The 22,495-nt window shown below is 39.3% G+C and carries 20 protein-coding genes and 1 pseudogene; 15 read left to right on the top strand and 6 right to left on the bottom strand.

The annotated features are described in order from the left end of the window. Positions 1 to 73 precede the first annotated feature (73 nt). The 3 genes and pseudogenes from AC0L7Q_RS08445 (at position 74) to icd (ending at position 6,414) form a co-directional block, all read left to right on the top strand. Entirely contained in the window at positions 74 to 2,344 is a 2,271-nt protein-coding gene (locus tag AC0L7Q_RS08445) for a TonB-dependent receptor (protein ID WP_409423206.1), read from the top strand. A gap of 28 nt (positions 2,345 to 2,372) precedes the next feature. Next, the gene (locus AC0L7Q_RS08440) at positions 2,373 to 5,069 is read left to right on the top strand and encodes a 7TM diverse intracellular signaling domain-containing protein (RefSeq protein ID WP_409423205.1); all 2,697 of its coding nucleotides are present in this window, start codon (positions 2,373 to 2,375) and stop codon (positions 5,067 to 5,069) included. 95 nt (positions 5,070 to 5,164) lie between these two features. Then, positions 5,165 to 6,414: pseudogene (gene icd / locus AC0L7Q_RS08435) on the top strand (NADP-dependent isocitrate dehydrogenase). A gap of 12 nt (positions 6,415 to 6,426) precedes the next feature. Here icd and AC0L7Q_RS08430 read toward each other — a convergent pair. Together AC0L7Q_RS08430 and AC0L7Q_RS08425 are read right to left on the bottom strand one after the other, a co-directional pair. After that, positions 6,427 to 6,873 (bottom strand): hypothetical protein, encoded by a 447-nt coding sequence (locus AC0L7Q_RS08430; RefSeq protein WP_413402227.1) that lies wholly within the window; start codon positions 6,871 to 6,873, stop codon positions 6,427 to 6,429. A gap of 109 nt (positions 6,874 to 6,982) precedes the next feature. After that, entirely contained in the window at positions 6,983 to 7,930 is a 948-nt protein-coding gene (locus tag AC0L7Q_RS08425; RefSeq protein WP_413402224.1) for a LysR family transcriptional regulator, read from the bottom strand. Between the two features lie 117 nt (positions 7,931 to 8,047). Between AC0L7Q_RS08425 and aceK the strand changes: the two genes are divergently transcribed. The 5 genes from aceK (at position 8,048) to lepB (ending at position 12,375) form a co-directional block, all read left to right on the top strand. Next, positions 8,048 to 9,844, top strand: a complete 1,797-nt coding sequence (gene aceK / locus AC0L7Q_RS08420) for a bifunctional isocitrate dehydrogenase kinase/phosphatase (protein WP_413402222.1) — start codon at positions 8,048 to 8,050, stop codon at positions 9,842 to 9,844. A 40-nt stretch (positions 9,845 to 9,884) separates the two neighbouring features. Then, positions 9,885 to 10,277, top strand: coding sequence for a hypothetical protein (locus tag AC0L7Q_RS08415; protein ID WP_409423201.1), 393 nt, complete (start codon positions 9,885 to 9,887; stop codon positions 10,275 to 10,277). 19 nt (positions 10,278 to 10,296) lie between these two features. Continuing rightward, complete coding sequence (locus tag AC0L7Q_RS08410; RefSeq protein ID WP_413402219.1) at positions 10,297 to 11,259, top strand: zinc-binding dehydrogenase; 963 nt, start codon at positions 10,297 to 10,299, stop codon at positions 11,257 to 11,259. 87 nt (positions 11,260 to 11,346) lie between these two features. Beyond that, on the top strand, positions 11,347 to 11,601 hold the full coding sequence (locus AC0L7Q_RS08405) for a DUF2999 family protein (protein WP_008113615.1): 255 nt from the start codon (positions 11,347 to 11,349) through the stop codon (positions 11,599 to 11,601). Positions 11,602 to 11,724: 123 nt separating this feature from the next. After that, a complete protein-coding gene (lepB, locus tag AC0L7Q_RS08400; RefSeq protein WP_413402217.1) occupies positions 11,725 to 12,375 on the top strand; it encodes a signal peptidase I in 651 nt (216 codons plus the stop codon). A 61-nt stretch (positions 12,376 to 12,436) separates the two neighbouring features. Here the strand turns inward: lepB and AC0L7Q_RS08395 are convergent, their stop codons facing one another. Next, positions 12,437 to 13,177, bottom strand: a complete 741-nt coding sequence (locus tag AC0L7Q_RS08395) for a flagellar brake domain-containing protein (RefSeq protein ID WP_409423197.1) — start codon at positions 13,175 to 13,177, stop codon at positions 12,437 to 12,439. A 422-nt stretch (positions 13,178 to 13,599) separates the two neighbouring features. On the opposite strand from AC0L7Q_RS08395, the gene AC0L7Q_RS08390 reads away from it, so the two are divergent. After that, positions 13,600 to 14,106, top strand: a complete 507-nt coding sequence (locus AC0L7Q_RS08390) for a DUF2937 family protein (protein WP_409423196.1) — start codon at positions 13,600 to 13,602, stop codon at positions 14,104 to 14,106. An 8-nt stretch (positions 14,107 to 14,114) separates the two neighbouring features. On the opposite strand, the gene AC0L7Q_RS08385 is transcribed toward AC0L7Q_RS08390, so the two are convergent. After that, positions 14,115 to 14,660, bottom strand: coding sequence for a Tll0287-like domain-containing protein (locus AC0L7Q_RS08385; RefSeq protein WP_409423195.1), 546 nt, complete (start codon positions 14,658 to 14,660; stop codon positions 14,115 to 14,117). A 136-nt stretch (positions 14,661 to 14,796) separates the two neighbouring features. Here AC0L7Q_RS08385 and AC0L7Q_RS08380 point away from each other — a divergent pair, with 136 nt between their 5' ends. Beyond that, complete coding sequence (locus tag AC0L7Q_RS08380) at positions 14,797 to 14,982, top strand: hypothetical protein (RefSeq protein ID WP_409423194.1); 186 nt, start codon at positions 14,797 to 14,799, stop codon at positions 14,980 to 14,982. Positions 14,983 to 15,193: 211 nt separating this feature from the next. Further along, positions 15,194 to 15,820, top strand: coding sequence for a hypothetical protein (locus tag AC0L7Q_RS08375; RefSeq protein WP_409423193.1), 627 nt, complete (start codon positions 15,194 to 15,196; stop codon positions 15,818 to 15,820). A 30-nt stretch (positions 15,821 to 15,850) separates the two neighbouring features. Here the strand turns inward: AC0L7Q_RS08375 and AC0L7Q_RS08370 are convergent. Further along, a protein-coding gene (locus tag AC0L7Q_RS08370; protein ID WP_409423192.1) for an IS3 family transposase occupies positions 15,851 to 17,085 on the bottom strand; the annotation gives its coding sequence in 2 pieces (ribosomal slippage) (positions 15,851 to 16,734 and positions 16,734 to 17,085; 1,236 coding nt in all). 119 nt (positions 17,086 to 17,204) lie between these two features. Here AC0L7Q_RS08370 and AC0L7Q_RS08365 point away from each other — a divergent pair. Together AC0L7Q_RS08365 and AC0L7Q_RS08360 are read left to right on the top strand one after the other, a co-directional pair. After that, positions 17,205 to 17,705 carry a transposase gene (locus AC0L7Q_RS08365; protein ID WP_409423191.1) on the top strand — a complete coding sequence of 167 codons (501 nt, stop codon included), beginning with the start codon at positions 17,205 to 17,207 and terminating at the stop codon, positions 17,703 to 17,705. Next, positions 17,702 to 18,547, top strand: coding sequence for an IS3 family transposase (locus AC0L7Q_RS08360; protein ID WP_409425569.1), 846 nt, complete (start codon positions 17,702 to 17,704; stop codon positions 18,545 to 18,547). Before AC0L7Q_RS08365 ends, AC0L7Q_RS08360 begins: the two co-directional genes overlap by 4 nt. Before the next feature lie 62 nt (positions 18,548 to 18,609). Here AC0L7Q_RS08360 and metG read toward each other — a convergent pair whose 3' ends face one another. Then, complete coding sequence (gene metG / locus AC0L7Q_RS08355; protein ID WP_138569719.1) at positions 18,610 to 20,634, bottom strand: methionine--tRNA ligase; 2,025 nt, start codon at positions 20,632 to 20,634, stop codon at positions 18,610 to 18,612. A gap of 177 nt (positions 20,635 to 20,811) precedes the next feature. On the opposite strand from metG, the gene apbC reads away from it, so the two are divergent. Both apbC and dcd read left to right on the top strand, forming a co-directional pair. Next, entirely contained in the window at positions 20,812 to 21,888 is a 1,077-nt protein-coding gene (gene apbC / locus AC0L7Q_RS08350; protein ID WP_413402211.1) for an iron-sulfur cluster carrier protein ApbC, read from the top strand. A gap of 2 nt (positions 21,889 to 21,890) precedes the next feature. Continuing rightward, on the top strand, positions 21,891 to 22,475 hold the full coding sequence (gene dcd, locus AC0L7Q_RS08345; RefSeq protein ID WP_413402208.1) for a dCTP deaminase: 585 nt from the start codon (positions 21,891 to 21,893) through the stop codon (positions 22,473 to 22,475). Positions 22,476 to 22,495 lie beyond the last annotated feature (20 nt).

Below are 22,495 nucleotides of genomic sequence, written 5' to 3'. Positions count from 1 at the left end.
ACAGCTTTAATCGGTTGATTAGTATATAGTTAAACATGTTGTTTACATTTATTTAGCGCAAAGGTCACGTGAAATGAAAAATAAAGGCAAGCTTCTCAATAAAAATATATGGTTGGTATGCTTACCAGGCTTTTTACTGCCACTGCAGGCGAAGGTAGTGGTAGAGGGTAAAAGTGATGACCAACCGAACATGGAAATCATTGAGGTTTATGCGCAAAAAAGAGCGCAAAAAATTGAAGAAGTCGGCATTTCTGTAAGCACAATAAAAGGGGACGATCTCAAAGCGCAACAGGTTAAAGACTCAACAGAGTTATCTGTATTTGCCCCAAATTTAAAAATTAGTCAAAACGCAGCGGAAGGCACACCACCAGCGGTTAATATTCGTGGCGTAGGGCTAGTTGATTATAACACAGCTAATACATCGCCGGTGGCGATGTATGTGGATGATATAGCCGTGGGCTCTGCCAGTAACCAAATTGTAAACTTATTTGATATTGAGCAGATTGATATTTTGCGTGGCCCTCAAGGAACTTTATTTGGTCGAAATTCCACTGGCGGGGCTATTTTAATCCGCTCTAAACGCCCTGAGTTTGAACAAAGTGGTTATTTAAGTACTGGTATTGCTAATAACAACGCGACCAGTGTTGATGCTATGTTTAATTCAGCTATTGGAGAAAACACAGCCGTTCGTGTTGCGCTAAACCATCAAAATTATGATTATTCTACAAACAATATTTTTGCTGATTCACCAACAGCGGGCATGCGGCAAACAAATGGTCGAGTATCTTTTTTAGCTGACTTTGACACTGTGCAGTTGTTGATAAAAGGGCATATTTCCGATTGGGATGGCATAGTTCAGCCTGTTGGCAGTATTGGGGTTATTGCAAACCCATTAACAGGAGAGCGATGCTCGCCAGCACAAGCAGGTTCAACCACATGTTTTGATAACTTTGGATTTAATGATGGCAGTGATGATTTTTATACAGTAAGCGTTAATAATCATTCGCCACATAAAACCGATGGTAAGGGGGTTAGTGCCCATGTTAATTGGCAATTGGATACACACAATGAGCTTATTTCACTAACTAGCTATAACAAGTTAAAGCGTGATCATGCCTTTAACTGTGATGGCTCTCCAGCACGGTTATGTGAAGGCAACTTAGGTTTAAATACTGATTTAGTAACGCAAGAGTTTCGGTTGCAATCTCAGCTCGCAGAGCATTTTCTTACAACGGGAATTTATTATGCTGATGAGTCTATTATTCAAGACAATGTAAATGATATTTTGCGAGATTATCGAGGCATTTTAGAGACAGATTTAACCGCTACTTTTTTCTATGATAATAGGATAAAAACAAAGAGCATTGCAGCGTTTACCCAACTTGACTATCAATTAAACCAAGATTGGCTAATTACCGCTGGGCTTCGTTATTCTTATGAGTCTTTAGATTACGACTCAACATCCAAGCTTAATATTATTTTAGACCCTAACGATTTAACCGGAGTTAAGGTGCCATTTTATCGTGTTCAGGGAGAGCAATCAGATAATGGCATTTCTGGTCAGTTGGCTGTGAACGTTAAGCTGGATGATGCGACCTATGCCTATTATCGATTTGCTAATGGCGCAAAAAGCGGAGGCTATAACGGTGGGTTTTTATCATCGGTTGAACAAGCACAGCTTGCTGATTATCAAAAAGAACGATTGAACTCACATGAAATTGGCTCAAAGTCTTGGTGGCCACAGTTGGGCATGCGGTTTAATTGGGCTGTATTTTATTATGATTATAATGATCAACAGGTGTTTATGAATCAGCCTTCAGTATCTGATCAGAGCCCGCCTATTCAATTATTAGAAAATGTGGCAGATTCGATTATATATGGCCTAGAGGCTGATTTTGAGTATTGGCTGACCGATGATTTGAATGTTAAGTTTGCTATGGGTTATATACCCCATGCAGAGTTTGAAGAATATGTTGATCCTTTAGGTAACGCATTAACAGATAATCGTTTGCCGTTTACCTCAAAATGGAACCTCAGTGCAGGCATTGAATACACGCTTGAGTTGGCGAATCACCCACTAACAACGCAATTATTAGTTGATTATCAATCCGACTATTATTTTGATCAGAATCAAAACCCTTATGCTATGCAAGATGGCTATAGTATTTTTAACGCAAACATACATTATCAACATGATAACTGGGCGATTGCTATTTGGGGGAAAAACCTCTTTGGTACGCAATATAGTCACTTAAAATTTGATTTAAGCTCTTTCCTTGGCATGCTTGAAGACTTTAAAGGTGAAGGCAGGCGTTTTGGTTTAGATGTTAGTTATCAGTTTTAATTTTAGTCTTTAAATTAAGGTGCGAAGTATGCCAATGAAGGCAGTTCTAAAGCTATTTTTATATTGTGTATTTTTGTGCTTTAGCAATTTAGCGCCGGCAGATACACTCGCTCCTATTGTTTATACTTTAAAACAACAAGATACTGATTTGCTCGGTCAGGGTCATGTATTTCAGGTAACGAGTGGTACTTTTCCCCGTAACCACAGTGAAATAGAAATGTGGCTTGAAGATAAACAATCACAATCAAGAACATCGTTTTTTGGTGGTAGTTTTTGGTTTGTCATAGCACTTGAAAATAAAACAGACTTAGATGAACTGGTGCTCTATCCGTATAACACGTTACTTTCAAAAATCGAAACCCGGATTTATGATATATCGAACTTTGATGAACCAATAAAGCAGTATGTCACTGGGGGGCTTTACCCAAATGAGTTTGCATTTCATTATGGGAATAAAGTTAAGCTGGCGCCTAATCGTTCTTACGTACTAATTGCAAAATTTCAAAGTGAATATTTTTATACTCCACCAAAATTAGTGCTTTCATCTTATGACGATTTTTTTGTAAGAAAAACATCAGACAATATGATTATGCTGCTGTGCTTTGGGGTTGGTATTGCATTAGGTTTATACAATTTTCTTATTTACTTGGGTGATAGAGATAAAACCCATTTGTACTACGCCATGTTCACAGCATGCTGGGTGTTGGCTTGGAGTCAGTTTTTTCATATACCAGACCAAATTTTTGGTTTTTACAATGCCCATTTTCATTGGTTAGGTTTTACTTTAATTCCCATCACAAATATTTTATTTTTTAACAGCTTACTTAAATTAAAAGACACGTCTCCTAAGTTATCTAGATTATCAATCTACCTAGGCATTGTTGCCACAGCAGGCGCACCTTTTGCAATGATTTGGCCTGGTTTTGGCTTTATTTGGGCCACTTTAGTGACAGGGGCAACTTTATCTCTAGGTATGGTTGTTGGTATACGAAGCTGGATCAGTGGCTTTAAGCCGGCTCGCTATTTTGTTCTCGCCTATTTGGCTATGGCCATTCCTAATATGGTTGGCAATTTAACTAATCTAGGAATTATTGAGCCAATAAAAATGGATCTCTATTTACTTGGGCTTATTGGCACAGCGCTCGATGCGGTATTACTTGCTTTTGCTGTCGCAAATAAATTCAGTATTTTGCATCATCAGAATGTTGAACTGACTAAAAATTTGGAACACAAGGTTGAGCTGCGCACTCAAGAGTTACAACAATTGGCGGAGGAGCTTCGTGATGCAAGTGAAGCCAAAAGTCGATTTTTAGCTAACATGAGTCATGAAATTCGTACCCCAATGACATCTATTATTGGTTATGCTGATGGGATAATTTTAGGTGATATACAGCCTCATGAAAGAAATCATGGGATCAGGGTGATTTTACAAAATAGTCGTCATGTACTTGGTTTAATTAACGATATTTTGGATATGTCGAAAATTGAGGCTAACCGTTTAGAGATAGAATTAGTTGAAACGGATTTGTTTGCCACTATCGCTGAAATTGAATCATTATTAGGAAAACAAATCCGCGATAAAGGCTTAAAGTTTCAAGTTGATTATCAATTCCCATTACCAGATTGGATAGTCTCAGATCCAACTCGGCTTAGACAAATATTATTAAATTTAGCAACCAATGCACTTAAATTTACTACCCAAGGCTACATAAAGCTCACAGTGGGTTGCAATCAAAAGCAGCTAATAATTAAAGTAAAAGACACGGGTATTGGAATGACTGAAAGTGAGCAAAAAGACTTGTTTACTCCTTTTCATCAAGCTGACTCGTCCATTTCTCGTAAATACGGTGGCACTGGCCTTGGCTTAAATATATCAAAAAGCTTAGCAACTAAACTAAATGGCGATATTACCGTATTTTCTGTGGTCGGAAGCGGTAGTGAATTTTGTTTTTCTATGGAGTTAAATACAACCGAACATACACAATGGGTTAACACATTCGACGATATACGTAAGCCACAAACTAAAGAACTATTTTCAAATAATAGTCAGCGAAATTTAGTGGGTAGAGTACTTGTGGCTGAAGACCATCCAGAAAATCGTCAGCTTATTAAGCGGATTTTAGAGCGGATGGGGTTAACCGTTGTCGCTGTTGAAAATGGTCGAGATGCAGCGCAAGCTACGATGGATGAAAGCTTCGATTTAATTTTATTAGATATTCAAATGCCAATTATGGATGGTGAGCAAGCAATTAATATTATGCAAGCAACAGGGGTAACAACACCTATTGTGGCGCTCACTGCTAACACGATGAAGCATGAAATTGATCGCTATTTAAAACAAGGTTTTACCGATCACATTGCCAAACCTATAGATAGAAGGTGTTTTAGTAGTAAAATTGCAAGTTACCTTGATATTGATATATGCGAGAACATTAAGCTGCCCGATGAGGAGTTTGCACTACTCAAGCAAGAATATATTAAAGGGTTAAATATACAAAAAGACACGTTAGTGTCTCAATTTGAGCACGGTGATATAACGGGTTTTGCACGCAGCGTACATATGATCAAAGGCACTGCTGGAATGTTTGAATGTAAAGCGTTGTATCAACAGGCTGTTGACTTTGAAACAAACTTAAAGTCTTCACCTGACGCTTTCGACATTCAACAAGTTGAGGCTCTCCTCAATGCGATTGACGTTATTTTAACCGTTCAAAAAGCACCTTAAACATTACATTTTATCGTTGAATAGCCGGTATACGCTTTGTTATAAAGACAAGTAGGGTTATGCATGCTTAAATATATTCTCTTGTAGGAGGGCGTATGCAGTATCAACATATTAAGGTGCCAGACAATGGCGAAAATATTCACATTGATGGCCAAGGACAGTGGCATATACCCGAACAACCTATTATTGCCTATATTGACGGTGATGGGGTTGGCTTAGATGTTATGCCAGTGATGCGTCAGGTAGTGGATGCCGCCATAGAACATTGTTATGGCAAGGAACGAAAGATACATTGGATGCAGGTGTATAATGGTGAACAAGCGGCCAAGCTTTATGATGGCGACTGGTTCCCTCAAGAAACCATTAATGCGGTACGTGAATGCAAAATTGCTATAAAAGGGCCGCTAACCACACCTTTAGGCGGTGGCTTTCGCTCTCTTAATGTTGCGCTTCGCCATGAAATGGATTTATTTGTTAATATGCGCACGATAAAAGGCTTTAGTGCTTTACCCTCGCCATTAAAAAATCCCTTTACCACTAACATTACCGTGCTGCGCGACAGCAGTGAAGACGTATATTCAGGAATTGAATGGCAGGCGGGAAGTGTTGAAAGTGAAAAAGTGCTCGATTTTTTGTGTGAAGAAATGGGCGTAACCCGTCTTCGTTTCGCTCAAGAGTGTGGTATAGGGATTAAAAATATATCTAAAGAAGGGTCAGAGCGATTAATACGCTTTGCCATTAATTATTCCCTTAAAAATGAGAGAGAGTCACTTACGTTAGTGCACAAAGGTAATGTTCTTAAGTTTACCGATGGGGCGTTTAAACGCTGGGGCTTTGCGCTTGCAAAACAAGAATATAATGCCAAAGAACATGAAAATGGCCGTTGGCTTGAAATACAACGAACCAATTTACCCCCCTTGATTATTAAAGAAGTGATTGCCGATAATATGTTGCAGCAATGCTTGATGGATCCTGCGCAATTTGATGTGGTGGCTACCACAAATCAAAATGGTGACTTTTTAGCCGATATGCTCAGCGCACAGGTTGGGGGGTAGGGATCATGCCTGCTGCCAATTTAAATACAGAGGTAGCGTTTTTTGAGCCAACTCATGGCACGTTCGAACGAATAGCTGGTCAAGATAAGGCAAACCCAAGTAGTAGCTTATTAAGCGCAGTGCTAATGCTAAAATTTATGGGATGGGATGAAGCGGCATGTTTAATCGAAAACGCCTTAGAAATGACGTTTGCCAGTGGGCAGGTAACTTTTGATCTAGCCCAATCAAGTCATAACCCGACAACCTTAAGCTGCAAACAATTTGCTAATAAGGTTATCGAGCACTTTTAAACAACTGCATTGTTAAGCTGCTGAAGCGTTAGTGGTTGCTTGACGATGAACACATGGACGCTCTGTTAGCTCTGCTGCTCTGTGATAAAGCTCATGTGCACTTGGCTCGTCACATACAGTGCCACTGAGCGTATCCATTAACGCAACTACAATAATGGCAGGTACTTGACAGCAGTATTCATCTAATACGGCTTCAGTTGTTTGTGCATCAACATGGCAATGAGGGTGGCTTTTACGTTGATAGGCACTTAATAAAGTGTTTACGTCGAGAATATCGTTTTCTTGATGTTTATTTTTACGACATTTACAGCCGAATTCATCAACTAATGTGGCAAGTGACTGGTAAACGTGACGTGTCTCAAGCGGCGTATTTGGGCATAATTGTTGTTCAATGAAGTGATGTAAATTTGCATCAATGAATAACCCATCTTGTTGTGTGAAGCTTGCTGATGTTTGCATAATTATTACTCTTAGTTTGTTGGCTTAACTTCACTGTAGCGCTAAGTGTAATATTAATGAAATTGTTGTTTTCAATAACTGATATTGATTTAATCAATATTTTAATGTTTTACCTATCAACCACTGTATTCGCGAACGCCAATAACTCACGTCTAAGCCATTGATGCGCCGGTGTATGGTGTAATAACGGGCTCCAAATCATTTTTACTTCTATGGGCACGACTTGAAATGGTACTGGGCTAATCACTAAATTAGTGTGACTGGTTAATAGTTTTGCTTGACGACGCGGCAGCGTTGCTATGAGTTGCTCAGATTGGCACAGCAAGCTGGCAATCATGTAATGACGAGTAAATACACGTATTTTACGGGTTTGCTCTAATTGCCATAAAGCTTCATCTACCCAGCCTAATTTTTGTTTCCCTGATTTATTGGTCACTGCGGGCTCTGGCCCCCATCCTGCGCGGTTAACCCATATATGCTCGCTATCTAGGTAATGATTTAAGTTAGCATCCGTTAAAAAAACATTATTTGGGTGGGTTAAACAACAATAGTTATCTCGCCATACAGTAGCCTGATGAAAAGAGCGCGGCAGGCCATTAAAGCGATTTATTGCCAAATCAATTGTGCCTTTTTCCATATCTTGTAAATTTACATCGCTGGGGCTTAGCACATCAAAGTCAATTCCTGGGTTTTTAGCTAGTTGCTCGCAAATAAAGGGGGCGATGAGGGTCGACTCTAAATAATCGTTTGCCATAATACGAAATGTAACTTGTGCAGTCGCTGGGTTAAATTGCTCGCTTGGTTGGGTGATCTCTTCGGCCATTTTAAGCAGCGCTTCAATTTCAGGTTTAAGCGACAGCGCTTTGGCGGTGGGAGTCATAGAGCCCGCAGCTCGCACTAGCAAAGGATCATCAAATAAATCTCTTAAACGTTTTAACGCATTACTCATCGCAGGTTGGGTAAGCGCGAGTTTATTAGCCGCTTTTGATACGCTTTTTTCATCTATTAATACATTTAAATAGACGAGTAAGTTGAGGTCGACATTTCTTATATTCATATGATCAATTTTATTTATTTGCTGTATTAATTACCTAAATTAAAGTGTGCTTGCTAAGGTGTAAACCTCTAATAAAAAATAATCAGCATAATTGCTAAAAATAGAAGCGCCTAAATCATGCCAAGCACGCCATTAACCTCTCAACATAATTCGGTACAATCTGTTATCGCCACTAAGTTAGCCCGAGCGATATTTGCAGGCTTTGAGGCTATGTTTGCACAATTTTTAAATATCACTTTAGGGGCACAAAGTCGCTTTGAACAACGCCAGTACCATGAGGTGCAAGCAGCAATGCGAGAGCGCTTACAAGTGTATGAACGCCAAGTAAAGCAAGTTAGTGAAGCCGTTAGAGTGATTGCTTATGATGAATTGAATTGCCCTCAAACATGGCAACGGGCAAAAAATATTTATGGTGAGATGGTAAAAGAGCATGAAAACCAGCCCATTGCGCATACATTTTTTAATTCTACTTTTGGCGCTATTTGGGATGATAAAAAAATTCGCACAGTTCACTTATTTGTATTAAAAGCAAAATACCGAGGGCAGCCGCGTTCCTATGAAGGGCTTGTAAGTCGTATCTCCTTAAAAGAAGGGTTTGATCAGGCAATTAAAGCCTTATTAAATGAGCAAGTGTTTAGAGTCCCCTTTAAAGATTTAAGTAGTGATTTAGCTAAGCTACAAGCAACGTTAACGCAAGGTGCTCAGCAGCAATGTCGACAAGTATACGAATTAATAAACTTAAATGACGGTTATATTGAATACGCTAATTCGCATTTTTATCGTAATAAGGCCTGTTATGTCATAGGGCGATGTATTGCCAAAAATGGAGATAACATGCCCTTTGCAATTGCTATTTTAAATACCCCCAATGGGCTTACAATTGATGCTGTAATGATGGGGGCTGATCAACTAAGCTTATTATTTGGCTTCGCACGTACCTATTTTATGGTCGATACCGACCAACCTGCCCGTTATGTTGATTACCTCAGTGTGTTAATGCCTCACAAACAACGGTTTGAATTATTCAATGCGATTGGTTTCATAAAACATGCCAAAACCGAGTTTTATCGCTATAAGGTAGATACTACTAAAAGTAGTCCCGAGGAATACATGTATCATTTAGCGCCAGGGACTCCAGGTATGGTGATGCTGGTTTTTACTATTGACGGCCTAGATTATGTCTACAAGGTGATAAAAGATAAGTTTAGTGCGCCAAAAACTGCAACAAAACAACAAGTAAAAGATAAATATAACTTTGTAAAACAAGCCGACAGAGTAGGGCGCTTAGTCGATACCCATGAATTTAGATACCTTGCATTTGACTTAAGTCGCTTTAGTGATGAACTGCTAATACAAATGAAAAAACACATTGGTGATAGCTTAGTGATTTCCGGCAAAGCCTTAATTCTAAAGCATGTTTACGTTGAGCGAAAAATGACACCGCTAAACCTGTATATCAATCAATGTAATAGTAAATCACTTCAGCAAGTGATGCTTGATTATGGTAAAGCGATAAAAGAGCTTGCCAGCGCCAATATTTTTGCTGGTGACATGCTGATGAAAAACTTTGGCGTAACACGCTGGGGGCGAGTAGTATTTTATGATTATGATGAAATTTGCCCTCTCACCGATTGTAATTTTAGAGACGTGCCAAATACGCAAAACGCTTTAGAAGAATTAAGCTCACACAGCTATTTTGATATTGACCAAAATGATATTTTTCCGAGTCAATTTAAGGTGTTTTTTAGTGCCAGTAGCAGCGCGTTTAACCACTTTAATCAATACCACAATGATTTATTTACGGCAAAATACTGGCAATTGACTCAGCAAGGAATTGAGCAAGGCCAGCTTCCGGATGTATATCCTTATAAACAAAGCTGGCGTTTTAACACTATGTCAGTAAATCAACGCTGAGTTGATTTCTTCAGGCACAGTTAACACGATAAGGATTACGATGAAATTTACTCTATTCGTTTGCTTAGTTTTATTGCCATGCTCTGTATTTGCCAATCCTCTATTAGGTACGTGGGAGTTTGTTCAAGGGAAATATGCGGTAGAAAATGGGTTTGTCACTGCTAAAGCCCCAGAGATAACTTCAGTCAAATTAGTAACCGCATCACATTTTAGCTATATTACAGAAAAAAATGGCCAATTTAGTTATGCTGGTGGTGGCCAGTACCAATTAACCGATGGACAATTTATTGAAACCTTTAAGTATGGCAATATTGCATCATTGATGGGTAAAACCATGGCTTTTGATTATAAAGTTGAAGGGAATGTGTGGCATCATTCTCTTACAGAAAATGGCCAGCTAGTTGAAGCCGAAGTGTGGCGAAAAATCAAATAAATCCAATACAAGGAGACTTATGCAGTATATTTCACATCATGAGCAGCAGTTAGCGTTTTCGAAAACCGATAACCCGAAGGTTAATAACAATGAAGTGCTGGTAAAAGTGGCAGCGATTGGGGTTAACCGCGCTGATTGTATGCAGCGTCAAGGTAAGTATCCTGCCCCTGAAGGGGATAGCCCTATTTTAGGACTTGAGTGTGCAGGCACCGTGTGTGAGCTTGGCAGTGAGGTAGACCCTAAATGGCTCGGTAAGCGTATTTTTACTTTATGTGCTGGTGGCGCTTACAGTGAATATGTCGCAGTAGATGCGCAGCAGTTAATTATATTGCCTGATCATATCTCTATGGCGCAAGGTGCCGCTATAAGCGAAGTGTGTTTAACAGCCTTTGGTGCGCTATTTGAATTAGGCAAGTTACAATCAGGGCAAACGGCGCTTATTCATGCAGGTGCAAGTGGTGTTGGTGGTGCAGCTATTCAAATGGCAAAAAGTGCTGGTGCACAAGTAGTGATTACCGCAGGGTCGGATGAAAAGTGTGAACATGCTAAAAGGTTGGGTGCTGACCACGTAATTAATTATAAAACCACTGATTTTGTTGAGTATATGAAATCACATAAGCTCACTGCAAACGCAATTGTTGACCCTGTTTCTGGTAGCTATTTAAATAAAAATGCCATGGTGGCTGCAATGGATTGTCAGATTATTATGCTGGCATTTTTAGACGGGCGCTTTGCAGAGGTGGACTTTGCACGTTTATTACAAAAGCGGATTTCGTTTCATGCATCAACGCTACGTAATCGCAGTATTGAGTTTAAACGAGCTCTGAGAGATGCATTTGTCGCGCGTTTTTATGATGATATTGCCAACCAGAACTATGACTTTAATATTTATAAAACCATGTCATGGCAGCAAGCTAGTGAGGCTCATGCCATTTTAGAGCGCAACGAAAATTCCGGTAAAGTGGTGTTGCTGGTTGAGTAACGTACATGAGCATAGCAGGATTAATATTGTTAATTAGGCTGTGCGCCCATATAATTTAGTGAACACTATAAAATATTAAGGCAAATAATGAATCCAATTATTGCAATATTAAAAGAGCACAACGTTAGTGATGAAAAAGTAGCCGCGTTGTTTGAAGCATTTACCCAAAACCCAATGATGGCTATGGCATTAGTGCAAGAGCTGGGCATACCACCTGAAAAGCTTCAGCAACTAATGGCTGTGGTGATGACTCAACCGCATTTGATTAAAGAAGCTACTGATGAATTAGGGCTTGATTTTGCAAAAGTACAAGAAGCGAAAGACAAGTTAAATCAGCAGTAAACCATCTTTAGAGACATGTTTTATCCATGTCTCTATCATTAAACATGTTTTGTTACACACTCCTTTGAACGGCTCTGCGTTTATACAGTCAAATAAACACTTAACCCATAGCAGAGACAAAAGATGAAGCGACTTTATAAATTTTGGAAAAATAATCGCTCTTTAATTGTATTTATTATTTTAATGAGTGTGTTCCGTAGTGCCGTCGCCGATTGGTACGAAATACCAACAGGTTCAATGAAGCCGACTATTGAAGAAGGCGACCGAATCCTTACCGATAAAATGGCGTATGATTTACGTATACCATTCACGCATGTATCCCTGTTGAGAATGGCGGACCCACAAACTGGCGATATTATTGTATTTGACTCGAAAGTAGCGGATAACCGCTTGATTAAGCGAGTAATAGGTGTACCTGGAGATACTATTGTACTTGAAAATAATGAACTCATCATCAACGGTAAAAAGCTTAATTACACAAATTTGCAAAGTAATACGACTTCTTCAGATAAAATAGAAAACTTAAATGGTTATAAGCATTCAATCCGCGTAGCTAATATACCATCACGTTTGTCGGGCTTTGATGAAATAACAATTCCTGAACATTACTATTTAGCTATGGGTGATAACCGCGATAATAGTTCCGATTCTAGAGTAATAGGCCTCATCCCACGTGATGAACTACTAGGTAAAGCCGAGCGTGTGATTGTATCGCTTGATTACGATAACTATTACTTACCTAGAACAGAGCGGTTTCTAAAAATTTTAGAGTAATAAAACAGTGGGTATAAAGGCTAACCAAGCATATGTTAGCCTTAATTCGTTTGTGGTTTTTCTAATCTATATCAATTGAATACGCTTCGAGTAGCTCATTTAGCTTCGTTTGCTCTGATGCATCAAACTCGATACCAACACTTAGGCGATTACCCTTCATTTGATTATTTCTGATATAGGACGTGACTATGACAGACTTATTGTCTATAGGTGACAAAATATGCACAAATACTTGGCGTTTTTTTAGCGCAACAAATCCAGAGCTCACATGTATCGCAAAGCGGCAGCCACTGGGTGAAATATCAATGATTAACCCATGCAATAAGCTCTTACTATCGGCGTCTACATCACCTTTGTGTAAACTTATTTTAGCTGGGATATGAGTTGGTAGCCTGCTTGTTTCTCGCAGCTGACGGCTTTCAATTTTTTTAGGGTAAGCTAAATAAATTAAGCGTTCAGGGCGAAATGAAATTGCTAATATGCTGGTTGAAAAAGCCACACATTCACCGCGTTCATCTTCAATTATATAACGGACAATAGCGCCATTGCCTTCAACTAAAATATCGCTGTAATCATTCTTACCTGCTTGAGCAGGGTATTTTAATATTAAATATTTACCGGTGTCATAGCCAATTAAAGTAAGCTTAAAGCGAACCTGAATAGGGTTGTTAAATTGTATATCGATCATCTTCCCAGGAAGTAAATCGAGGAAAAACTTCTTTTGGTCATCGGTTGGCTGATCTTCAACAGTGGTGTTATTGCTATTCGTTTCCACAAACTCTTTCTCAATATTAACAGACACTTAATTATCTTTTAATATAGTGTAAAAATCACTAGAATTAAAGGGGGTATTTAGGAGAGATAATTAATGCTTTATGCTGGTTATAGTAAGTTTTTTCAGTTATAAGCTCCGGTTTATCTATAAAGTTGTTGCTATTTTGGCAACAGTGAGGTAGGGGCATACCTATAACACTTTAAGCGCTTTGCTATTGAAACCATACCTATATAAACTTTATCACGTTAAGTATTATGGTTTTTGAGCTTATGTAGAGAATACTAGTGCTTGCGAAGCGATTGAGCAAAGGGTGATGGTACTACCTATCTACAATACTACTTAACTATCTTATTGTGACATACCTAGGTCCTTGCAAATTTAACCTTAAAAGGTCAACTGGCCTTAAACACCATCTATACGTTTAAATCAGATTAGCACAAGGAATTATGATGATCGTTAACATACTTGATAAATTAATATTTGCTTGTACTTTTATTATTTCATTGCAACTACCGCAGTTGAGTGATCATTACCAACAACATTTAGCGGGCTTGTATCATGCGACCAAGTGGCAAGTTGATGGCTATGCAAACACAGCAAAGCAATATAAATTTTCTAGTATACAAGCAATGATAAATCGTCATTTAGCAAATACTGAACCGAGTGTTAGAGCAGATGCAGAACAAAAACAGCAAACCTTGATGCTATTTGCTGACTTAAATCAAGGTATGAAGCTATTCGAGCAAGGTAATTTAGTGCAAAAATTGCTGTATATATTCTCCCCTGAGCGTTTCGACAGATTACAAAATACACTTGATAACTTTAAGTTAGGTATTCCTTTAACCACCAGTGCGTTATTGTTTGCGCTAATATTAGCTATCATATTAAATCAGCTCGTAATGTTGCCGTATACTTTATATGTTGCCCACAAAAAACGAAACGCAGCGAATGCTTAATGACGTAATTACTGTTGGTGCTTTTTAATCGGTTTTTTAACGATAAAGGCGCCACGAATGTCACCCAGTTTAAAATCAGTTGCCTGATCATTAGGGTATAAAGTCGCTATTTTTTTAGAAACTGCGGGGGCAATGTGACTGCCATGACATGCCAAACACGCTTTTTGAGTAGGGATCGCTTTTACAAAATACCAGCCATCCGGTCTTTGCTCTTGATATTCTATGCTTGCTACCGGCTCGCCATTGAGCTTACGTTGTTCAAAGTTTAATAAAACATTTTTGAGCCATGCATCGGGTTGATTATCTGAGTTACGAGTTTTCAAAGCACTGCGGCTAATTTGCCAAGGACTGTTGCTGTGTTGTGAAGCAATAGCGGGTGCTGCTGTATTGCATACACTTATTGCCGCTAGTGGCCCGCTTTGCTTCATAGTACTTACCAGCACCTGTTTTAAATCAGTTGAAAATGCCTTGATGGTTTGTCGTGCCTCGTCGGTATTGCTAGGAAAAGCAGCGGATGAAATAAATAAACTGGAAAAAAGTAAAATAATGCGCATAATACACCTCTTAATATTAGTAATTCCTAATGTACAGGGTGTCAGGTGTTTTTCAACTAAATCGTGCAGTGTTTAAGCACTTTTTTATTCGATGTACCGCGCCTAAAATCGATAAACAGTCCCAAGTGAGAATAATATGCATACTAAACAAGATGATAATAAAGTAATAAATCAACAAAACACCTATGATGCTGGTGGACTTAGTGCTGATGACCCTTTGGCGGCAATTAGAGCTATTCGACTTGAGCAGTTAGCACAATGTCGGCTAAAAACACAAAAAGAAATGCAAGCAGAGCATAAAAAAATAAACCCTAAGCGATAATAATTTGCTAAATTAAGTTTATTAATTTTAAACCTTGGCTAGTGCAATCAATTCCTTATCTATAAAACACCTTCATCAGGTTATTTCTTTTATTGCTTGGCTATGTGCTTTAGTTGTACTTTTGATAGGGCTAATATCACCTAACAATAAAGAAATTTTATTGCTATTAACAGTGAGCTCGCTGTGTTTACTAATGTTTAATAGTGTGGCAATGACTACTTGGGTATTTAACCATTTTAAAGATAAGCAGTTATGCTTTCTTGCGGTTCTATGTAGCGCAGCTTTAATGCTGTGCACAGTAGGGGATGTAATTAACTTTAACTTATCCCAGCACTATCATCGCTATGCAACGTTAATAAAGCATGACTACTTAATTGATTCAATTTTATTTTTTGCACCTGGCTACAGCCTTCTATTTTTAGCCTGTGTGTTGGCCTATAAAAGGCAGCAAGCTATATCGCGACTAAAAAGCACCTGTTTCATAGTTGCGGTACTGGTTGTAAGTGCTACGTCACTCGCCTCTATGTACCTTGATGGAGCTGGTATAACAATTTTAGCTATGACAGGTTTTTATAGTGTTGTGGTAACTGCGGTGGGGCTTATGGGTCTGATGTTGGTTGTTGGTTATGGTGGGTTTTATGCACCTAAACCAATAATGTGGGTGAGCTTAGGGCTTTTACTTGCTGCATTGGCTGATGCTATTATTGGAGCTTTTTGGATTTATGGTAACCAAGGGCAAGGTTTTTATCCTCAGGTGCGCTATATAAACTGGTTTATCTATATTAGCTCCCAATGCTTAGTGATTCATTTGGCAAAAGTAGTCGCCTTAGCTAAATAACCTGTCCCGTCCTGAAATAGGTTGACGGTTTTAATGAAAGACTTGGTGCGAAAGCGCCAGGTCTTTTTTATGCACTTGATTTGGTGTTTTCATATTCAAACTTAAGTGCGGTCGCATTTCATTGTATATAAATATCGATTCTTCAACGAGCTCTTTTAACTCTGCCATATTACGACATTTATACAGTAGAAACTCTTGTTTTAATATCCCGTTAATACGCTCAGCTAATGCGTTTTGATAACAGTCATATCCATCGGTCATAGATGGCCTAATTCCCTCCTTTAATAGCATACCTTGATATACTTCAGAGCAATATTGTAAACCTCTATCTGAATGATGAATAGCATCACGTTTATACACCCGCTGCTTAATCGTCATCTCTAACGCTTTGACTACATCAGTTGCCTTCATTTCATCACTGAGCTCATAACCCATTATTTTTCGACTATAAGCATCAGTGACTAACGACAGGTAATGCACGCCTTGCGATGACTTTACGTATGTAATATCACTAACGAAGACTTCCTCGGCCGCAGTAGGTTTGTATTCTTTTAGTAAATTGGGATGCTTGTGCATCCAATGATTACTATTTGTTGTTTTAGTGTAATTTTTCTTTGGTTTTACAAGCAAGTCATGCTCTCTCAAATAGTCAAAAAAACAATCTCGGCCTAGTTTAATGTCACGCTCTTGCAGCTCTGGCTTTATCATCAGATAAAGTTTCTTCCCACCAATACGAGGCATGAATTGCCGCCAATACATCACTAACTCTTTGACTGGCTTCAACGCTTTATTCCGAGAATCTATTCTGCGCATAGCTTGATAGTAACCTTGTCGCGTTATGCCATATGCACGGCATAAAGGAGTAAGCTTTACTTGCTGGTTTTCTTTTGCGCGCGTGATAGCTCGGATATGTACTTTTTTCGCAAACCCGCTCCATATTCTTCATCCATAATATTAATCATTTCATCTTTGATTAAATCCTTTAGGCGTAACTCCTCTACCTCGCGCTCTAAACGTTTAATTTTTTGTGCTGGGGTTTCTTTTGATTTAGGCATGTTGGCTATATAAGTTGGTTTAGACCAATCTAATTTACCATGTTTTCGCAGCCATACCAGAACGGTGCTACGACCTTGAATACCGTAATGACTTTGCGCCTGTTTATATGTGAAGTCGCCTTTTTCTACTTGCTCAACAATGGATAATTTAAAGCCTAATGTATAATCTCGTTGAGTACGCTTAACGTCTTTAGTTTTAGTGGTTTTCATAAAATAAGTCCTAAATGTGTAAACACATTTCAGGACAAGACAACCTCAACAATAAAAAAGCCGCTAAATATTGAAGTGACCCCCAATAGTTGGACATTCCAATTACTGGGGGTCTTTTTATGTCCAAACATCACCGAGCTTTCAAGCTCAAAATAGCTGAACTCGCTTTGTCTGAAAGCTCTTCGGCGGTAAGTAACAGATTTAATGTTACAGATAGGCAGGTCCGATATTGGACCGCTATTTATCGAATTCATGGCGCTGAAAGCTTCAGGTCTGTTCACAAACCTTATTCTCTAGCATTTAAGGCTGAAGTGTTAAAAACGATGACAGCAAACAGTTGGTCACTCGGTTATACCAGTGCTTTCTTCGATTTATCGTCCCCAGGCATTCTTTTTCAATGGCAAAAGCTTTATGCTCGTGATGGTATATCACGTCTTAAACCACAGAGAAAAGGTAAGCCATTCATGACAAATAATTCTTCTTCATCAAAACTAGTAGAGCAAATGACTGAGGAGGAGTTACGAGAAGAACTAGCATACTTACGAGCTGAGAATGATGTGCTAAAAAAGTTAGAAGCCTTGGCTCAAGCCAGAAAGAAAAAAGCAAAGACAAAACGATAGTCGTCGAAGAGTTCAAGGCAAAGCATAGCTTACGACACCTTTTAAAGGCTATAGGGCTGCCAAAGAGTGTTTACTATTATCATCGCACTACTTGTAAGCAACCCTGTGCAAGCAATGATTTACTGGTAAAAATACGTGATATTTATCACGCGCATAAAGGGCGATATGGCTATCGCAGAATTACGAGTGCCCTGAGAGCAATGGGAGTACTTGTTAATCATAAGCGCGTTCAACGGTTGATGAATGAGTTAGGACTCAAGTCAAAAGTAAGGCCTAAGCGCTATAAATCCTATAAAGGTGAAGTGGGTAAAATCGCAGAAAATACGCTTAACCGCGAGTTTACTGCGCAGAAGCCAAATCAAAAATGGGTGACGGATGTGACGGAGTTTAAAGTGGATAATGAGAAGGTATATCTATCGCCTATGATTGACCTATTCAACCAAGAGGTAATCAGTTACGAAGTCAGAAAATCCGTTGCACTCCCTTTGGTAACTGACATGCTTAAAACAGCAACTGCTAGGTTGAAGCCAAATGAAAAGCCAGTTGTACACTCAGATCAAGGGTGGCAATATCAAAACAAACAATATCAAAATCACCTTAAGGAAAAAGGATTGCAACAAAGTATGTCTAGAAAAGGAAATTGTTTAGATAATGCGGTTGCTGAGAACTTCTTCGGCATATTGAAGAGTGAGATGTACCACAACGAAACGTTTAAAGACGTGAATGATCTTATTGAAAACATTAAAGAATATATCCACTATTACAACAATGAGCGTATTAAACTGAAACTAAAAGGCCTGAGTCCGATACAGTATCGAAATCAGGCCTTGGCAGCCGCTTAGAAATGAGTCCAACTTTATGGGGTCACTTCATATTTAGCGGCTTTTTTAAACAAGCACAGTGTTTACATTACTCGCATACCAGGCTCTGAACCATCGTCTGGGTTAAGAATGTATATTTCTTTACCGCCAGGGCCTGCAGCAAGTACCATACCTTCAGACATTCCAAAGCGCATTTTACGCGGTTTAAGGTTAGCGACCATCACAGTTAGCTTTCCTTCGATGTCTTCTGGTGCGTAGGCTGATTTAATACCTGCAAATACTTGGCGTGTTTCGCCGCCTAAATCAAGAGTTAACTTAAGCAATTTATCAGCGCCTTCTACGTGCTCTGCTTTAGCTATTTTAGCAACGCGTAAATCTACTTTTGCAAAGTCATCAAATTCAATTTCAGCTGCAATAGGCTCTTTTGCCAGTGGGCTATTAGGATCGATTTTGTCTTTTTCAGCGATTAAGCTTTCTTTTGATTCTTCAACCATTTTATTCACTTTGTCCATTTCAACACGTTGCATTAACGGCTTAAATTTATTGATAGGATGGCTTATTAATGCAGTTTGCACACCTTGCCATGTAAGCTCATCATTTAAGAAGGTTTCAACATTTGTGGCCATACCAGGCAGTACAGGCTTTAAGTAAGTGATCAGCACACGGAATAAGTTAAGTCCTAATGAACATACCTGATGCGCTTCTTCTTGCTTAGATTCGTCTTTAATAAGCACCCAAGGCGCGGCATTATCAATAAATTGATTTGCTTTATCAGCAAGCGCCATAATTTCACGGATTGCGCGACTGTATTCACGATTTTCGTAATGTTCAGTGATAGTGGCTGAGGCGTTTTGGAATTCCGCTAGTAGCTGTGGTTCCATAATTGTATCGCTTAGCTTACCGTCAAACTTTTTAGTAATAAAGCCAGCACAACGGCTCGCAATATTAACTACTTTACCCACTAAGTCTGAATTTACACGCTGTGCAAAATCTTCAAGGTTTAAGTCTAAATCGGTGATGCCACTGTTTAGTTTAGCTGCGTAGTAATAACGTAAAAATTCTGGGTCTAGGTTATCTAAATATGTGCGCGCTTTAATAAACGTGCCTTTTGATTTAGACATTTTTGCGCCATTAACCGTAACAAATCCATGGGCAAATACGTTAGTAGGCTTTCTAAATTGAGCGCCTTCTAACATCGCAGGCCAAAACAGGCTGTGGAAATAGATGATGTCTTTACCAATGAAATGATAAAGCTCAGCGTCAGACCCTTCTTGCCAAAACGCATCAAAGTCGATGCCTTGTTTGTCACATAAGTTTTTAAAGCTCGCCATATAACCAATAGGCGCATCTAGCCATACGTAAAAATATTTACCTGGTGCGTTTGGGATTTCAAAACCAAAATAAGGTGCATCACGGCTAATATCCCATTGCTGAAGACCATCGGCAAACCACTCATCTAGCTTGTTCGCCATTTCTTGCTGGATTGTGCCTGAGTGTAGCCATTCTTTAAGCATGCCTTCAAAGGCGGGTAAGTCAAAAAAGTAATGCTCAGAATCTTTTAAAATAGGCTCAGCACCGGACATGACAGAGCGTGGGTTGATTAGCTCTGTTGGGCTATAAGTTGCGCCACAGGCATCACAGCTATCACCGTTTTGATCTTCTGATTTGCAGGTAGGGCAGGTGCCAGTAACAAAGCGGTCTGGCAGAAAAATACCTTTTTCTGGATCGAATAACTGAGAAATAGTGTGCTTTTTAATATGACCGGCATCGTTAAGGCGGTTATAAATAAGCTCACTAAATTCTTTATTTTCCTGGCTGTGAGTGCTGTGGTAGTTATCAAATTTGATATTAAAATCAGCAAAATCGCGTTGGCGCTCTATGCTAACGTTTTTAACCATTTCCTCTGGCGTGATCCCTTGCTTTTGCGCATTAAGCATAATAGGTGTGCCATGAGCATCATCGGCGCACACATAGTATGCTTCGTGGCCTTGTAGTTTTTGAAAACGCGACCAAATATCAGTTTGAATATACTCTAATAAATGCCCTAAATGGGTAGGGCCATTGGCATAAGGTAATGCGCTAGTAATCAGGATCTTTCGCTGTGCCATAATCATTCCGAATTAAGCGTTCCTAGTCAGGAACAGATGAAAATTATTACATTATCGATAAGCGCGGTAGTAACAGAATACACTGCTTATGGATATTTACTAATTGACTGGTGTTAATGCCCTGAATGTTACATAATTCCGTGGCACTTTTCATCAAAGAAACGCTATTTTATTGCTATGTTTGGACTGTCGAAACTTTTCTCTGCTAAATCGGTGCAAAAACAACCGATTATTTCTGCTTTAGCGGCCTATCGCAGTGCCGCTTTCGCTGTGGGTATTGAGCAAGATTTTATCGCTGATATTACTCAAAACACCGATAAATCAATTATTGTTAAACTCACTCTTCCGTTTGCCGCGCAATCTGAAATGCCGCATGTTGCTAAATTTTTAACCGAGCGACTTAAAACCGAAGTAAATGTAGGCGCGCTGGTTGCACTTAAAGAACCAGCAAAATTTAAAGCTATAAAACATATTATCTTAGTGGCCTCAGGTAAAGGCGGAGTGGGTAAGTCAACTACTGCTGTTAACATTGCTGGGTCGCTTAAAAATGAAGGCGCTAAAGTAGGTATTTTAGATGCTGACATTTATGGCCCGTCTATTCCTATGTTGTTCGGTTTGGTAGGCAGTGAGCCTGTCACTAAAGACAACAAGCAATTACAACCATTTGATGCCAGCGGCATTAAAGCGCAATCTATCGGCTTTTTAGTGCCTAGCGACGATGCTACCGTATGGCGAGGCCCCATGGCCTCAGGTGCACTTAGTCAGCTATTAAATGAAACCGATTGGGGTGAGCTTGATTACTTAATCGTCGATATGCCCCCAGGCACTGGCGATATTCAATTAACCATGAGCCAAAAAGTTCCAGCCAGTGGCACTGTAATTGTTACTACGCCACAAGACTTAGCGCTAGCTGATGCGCAAAAAGGCATCGCTATGTTTAATAAAGTAAACGTGCCAGTGCTTGGTTTAATTGAAAATATGAGCCATTACATTTGCGGTCATTGCGGCGAAGCTAATCATGTATTCGGTAAAGATGGCGCACAAAAATTAGCTATGAAGCATGGTGTTCCTGTGCTTTCGCACATTCCGCTTGCGATCAATATCAGAGAATCCTCTGAACAAGGTAAATTGATTGCCAATGATGCAAGTGCCGCTATAAGTGAAACCTACAGTGCAGCCGCACGGCTCATTGCCAGCACGCTTTACTATCAACAACATCACAACGCGATTGAAGTTGTGATTACGGAAGATTAAAAATGAGACTTTCAGATACACATATAAAAGAATATTTAAACGATGAGCGGATTGTTATTGAGCCAGCGCCAACCAGTGAAATGATTTCAGGGGTGACTGCGGATCTTCGTTTGGGTAATAAGTTTAGAACTTTTCATGCCCATAATGCTGCTTACGTTGACTTAAGTGGACCAAAAGATCAGCTTAATAAAGCATTAGAATCAATAATGAGCGACGAAATTGTATTAGATGAAGGTGAAGCATTCTTTTTACACCCTGGTGAGCTTGCATTAGCAATAACCTATGAAAAAGTAACGTTACCTGCAGATATTGTTGGCTGGTTAGATGGACGATCGTCACTGGCACGTTTGGGTTTAATGGTGCATGTCACCGCTCACAGAATCGATCCTGGTTGGAGTGGTAATATTGTTTTAGAGTTTTACAACTCGGGCAAACTGCCGCTTGCGCTCAGACCTATGATGAAGATTGGTGCAATGAGTTTTGAAACGCTAACCGGCCCATGTGAAAACCCGTATAACACCCGTGTTGATGCAAAATATAAAGATCAAAATAGCGCGGTGGCGAGTCGTATCAGTGATGATAAATAGTAATTCTAATTTTTAGAAAC

It is taken from the genome of Pseudoalteromonas sp. KJ63-1, from assembly GCF_055808145.1.
This window is presented reverse-complemented; position numbering and strand designations above follow the sequence as displayed.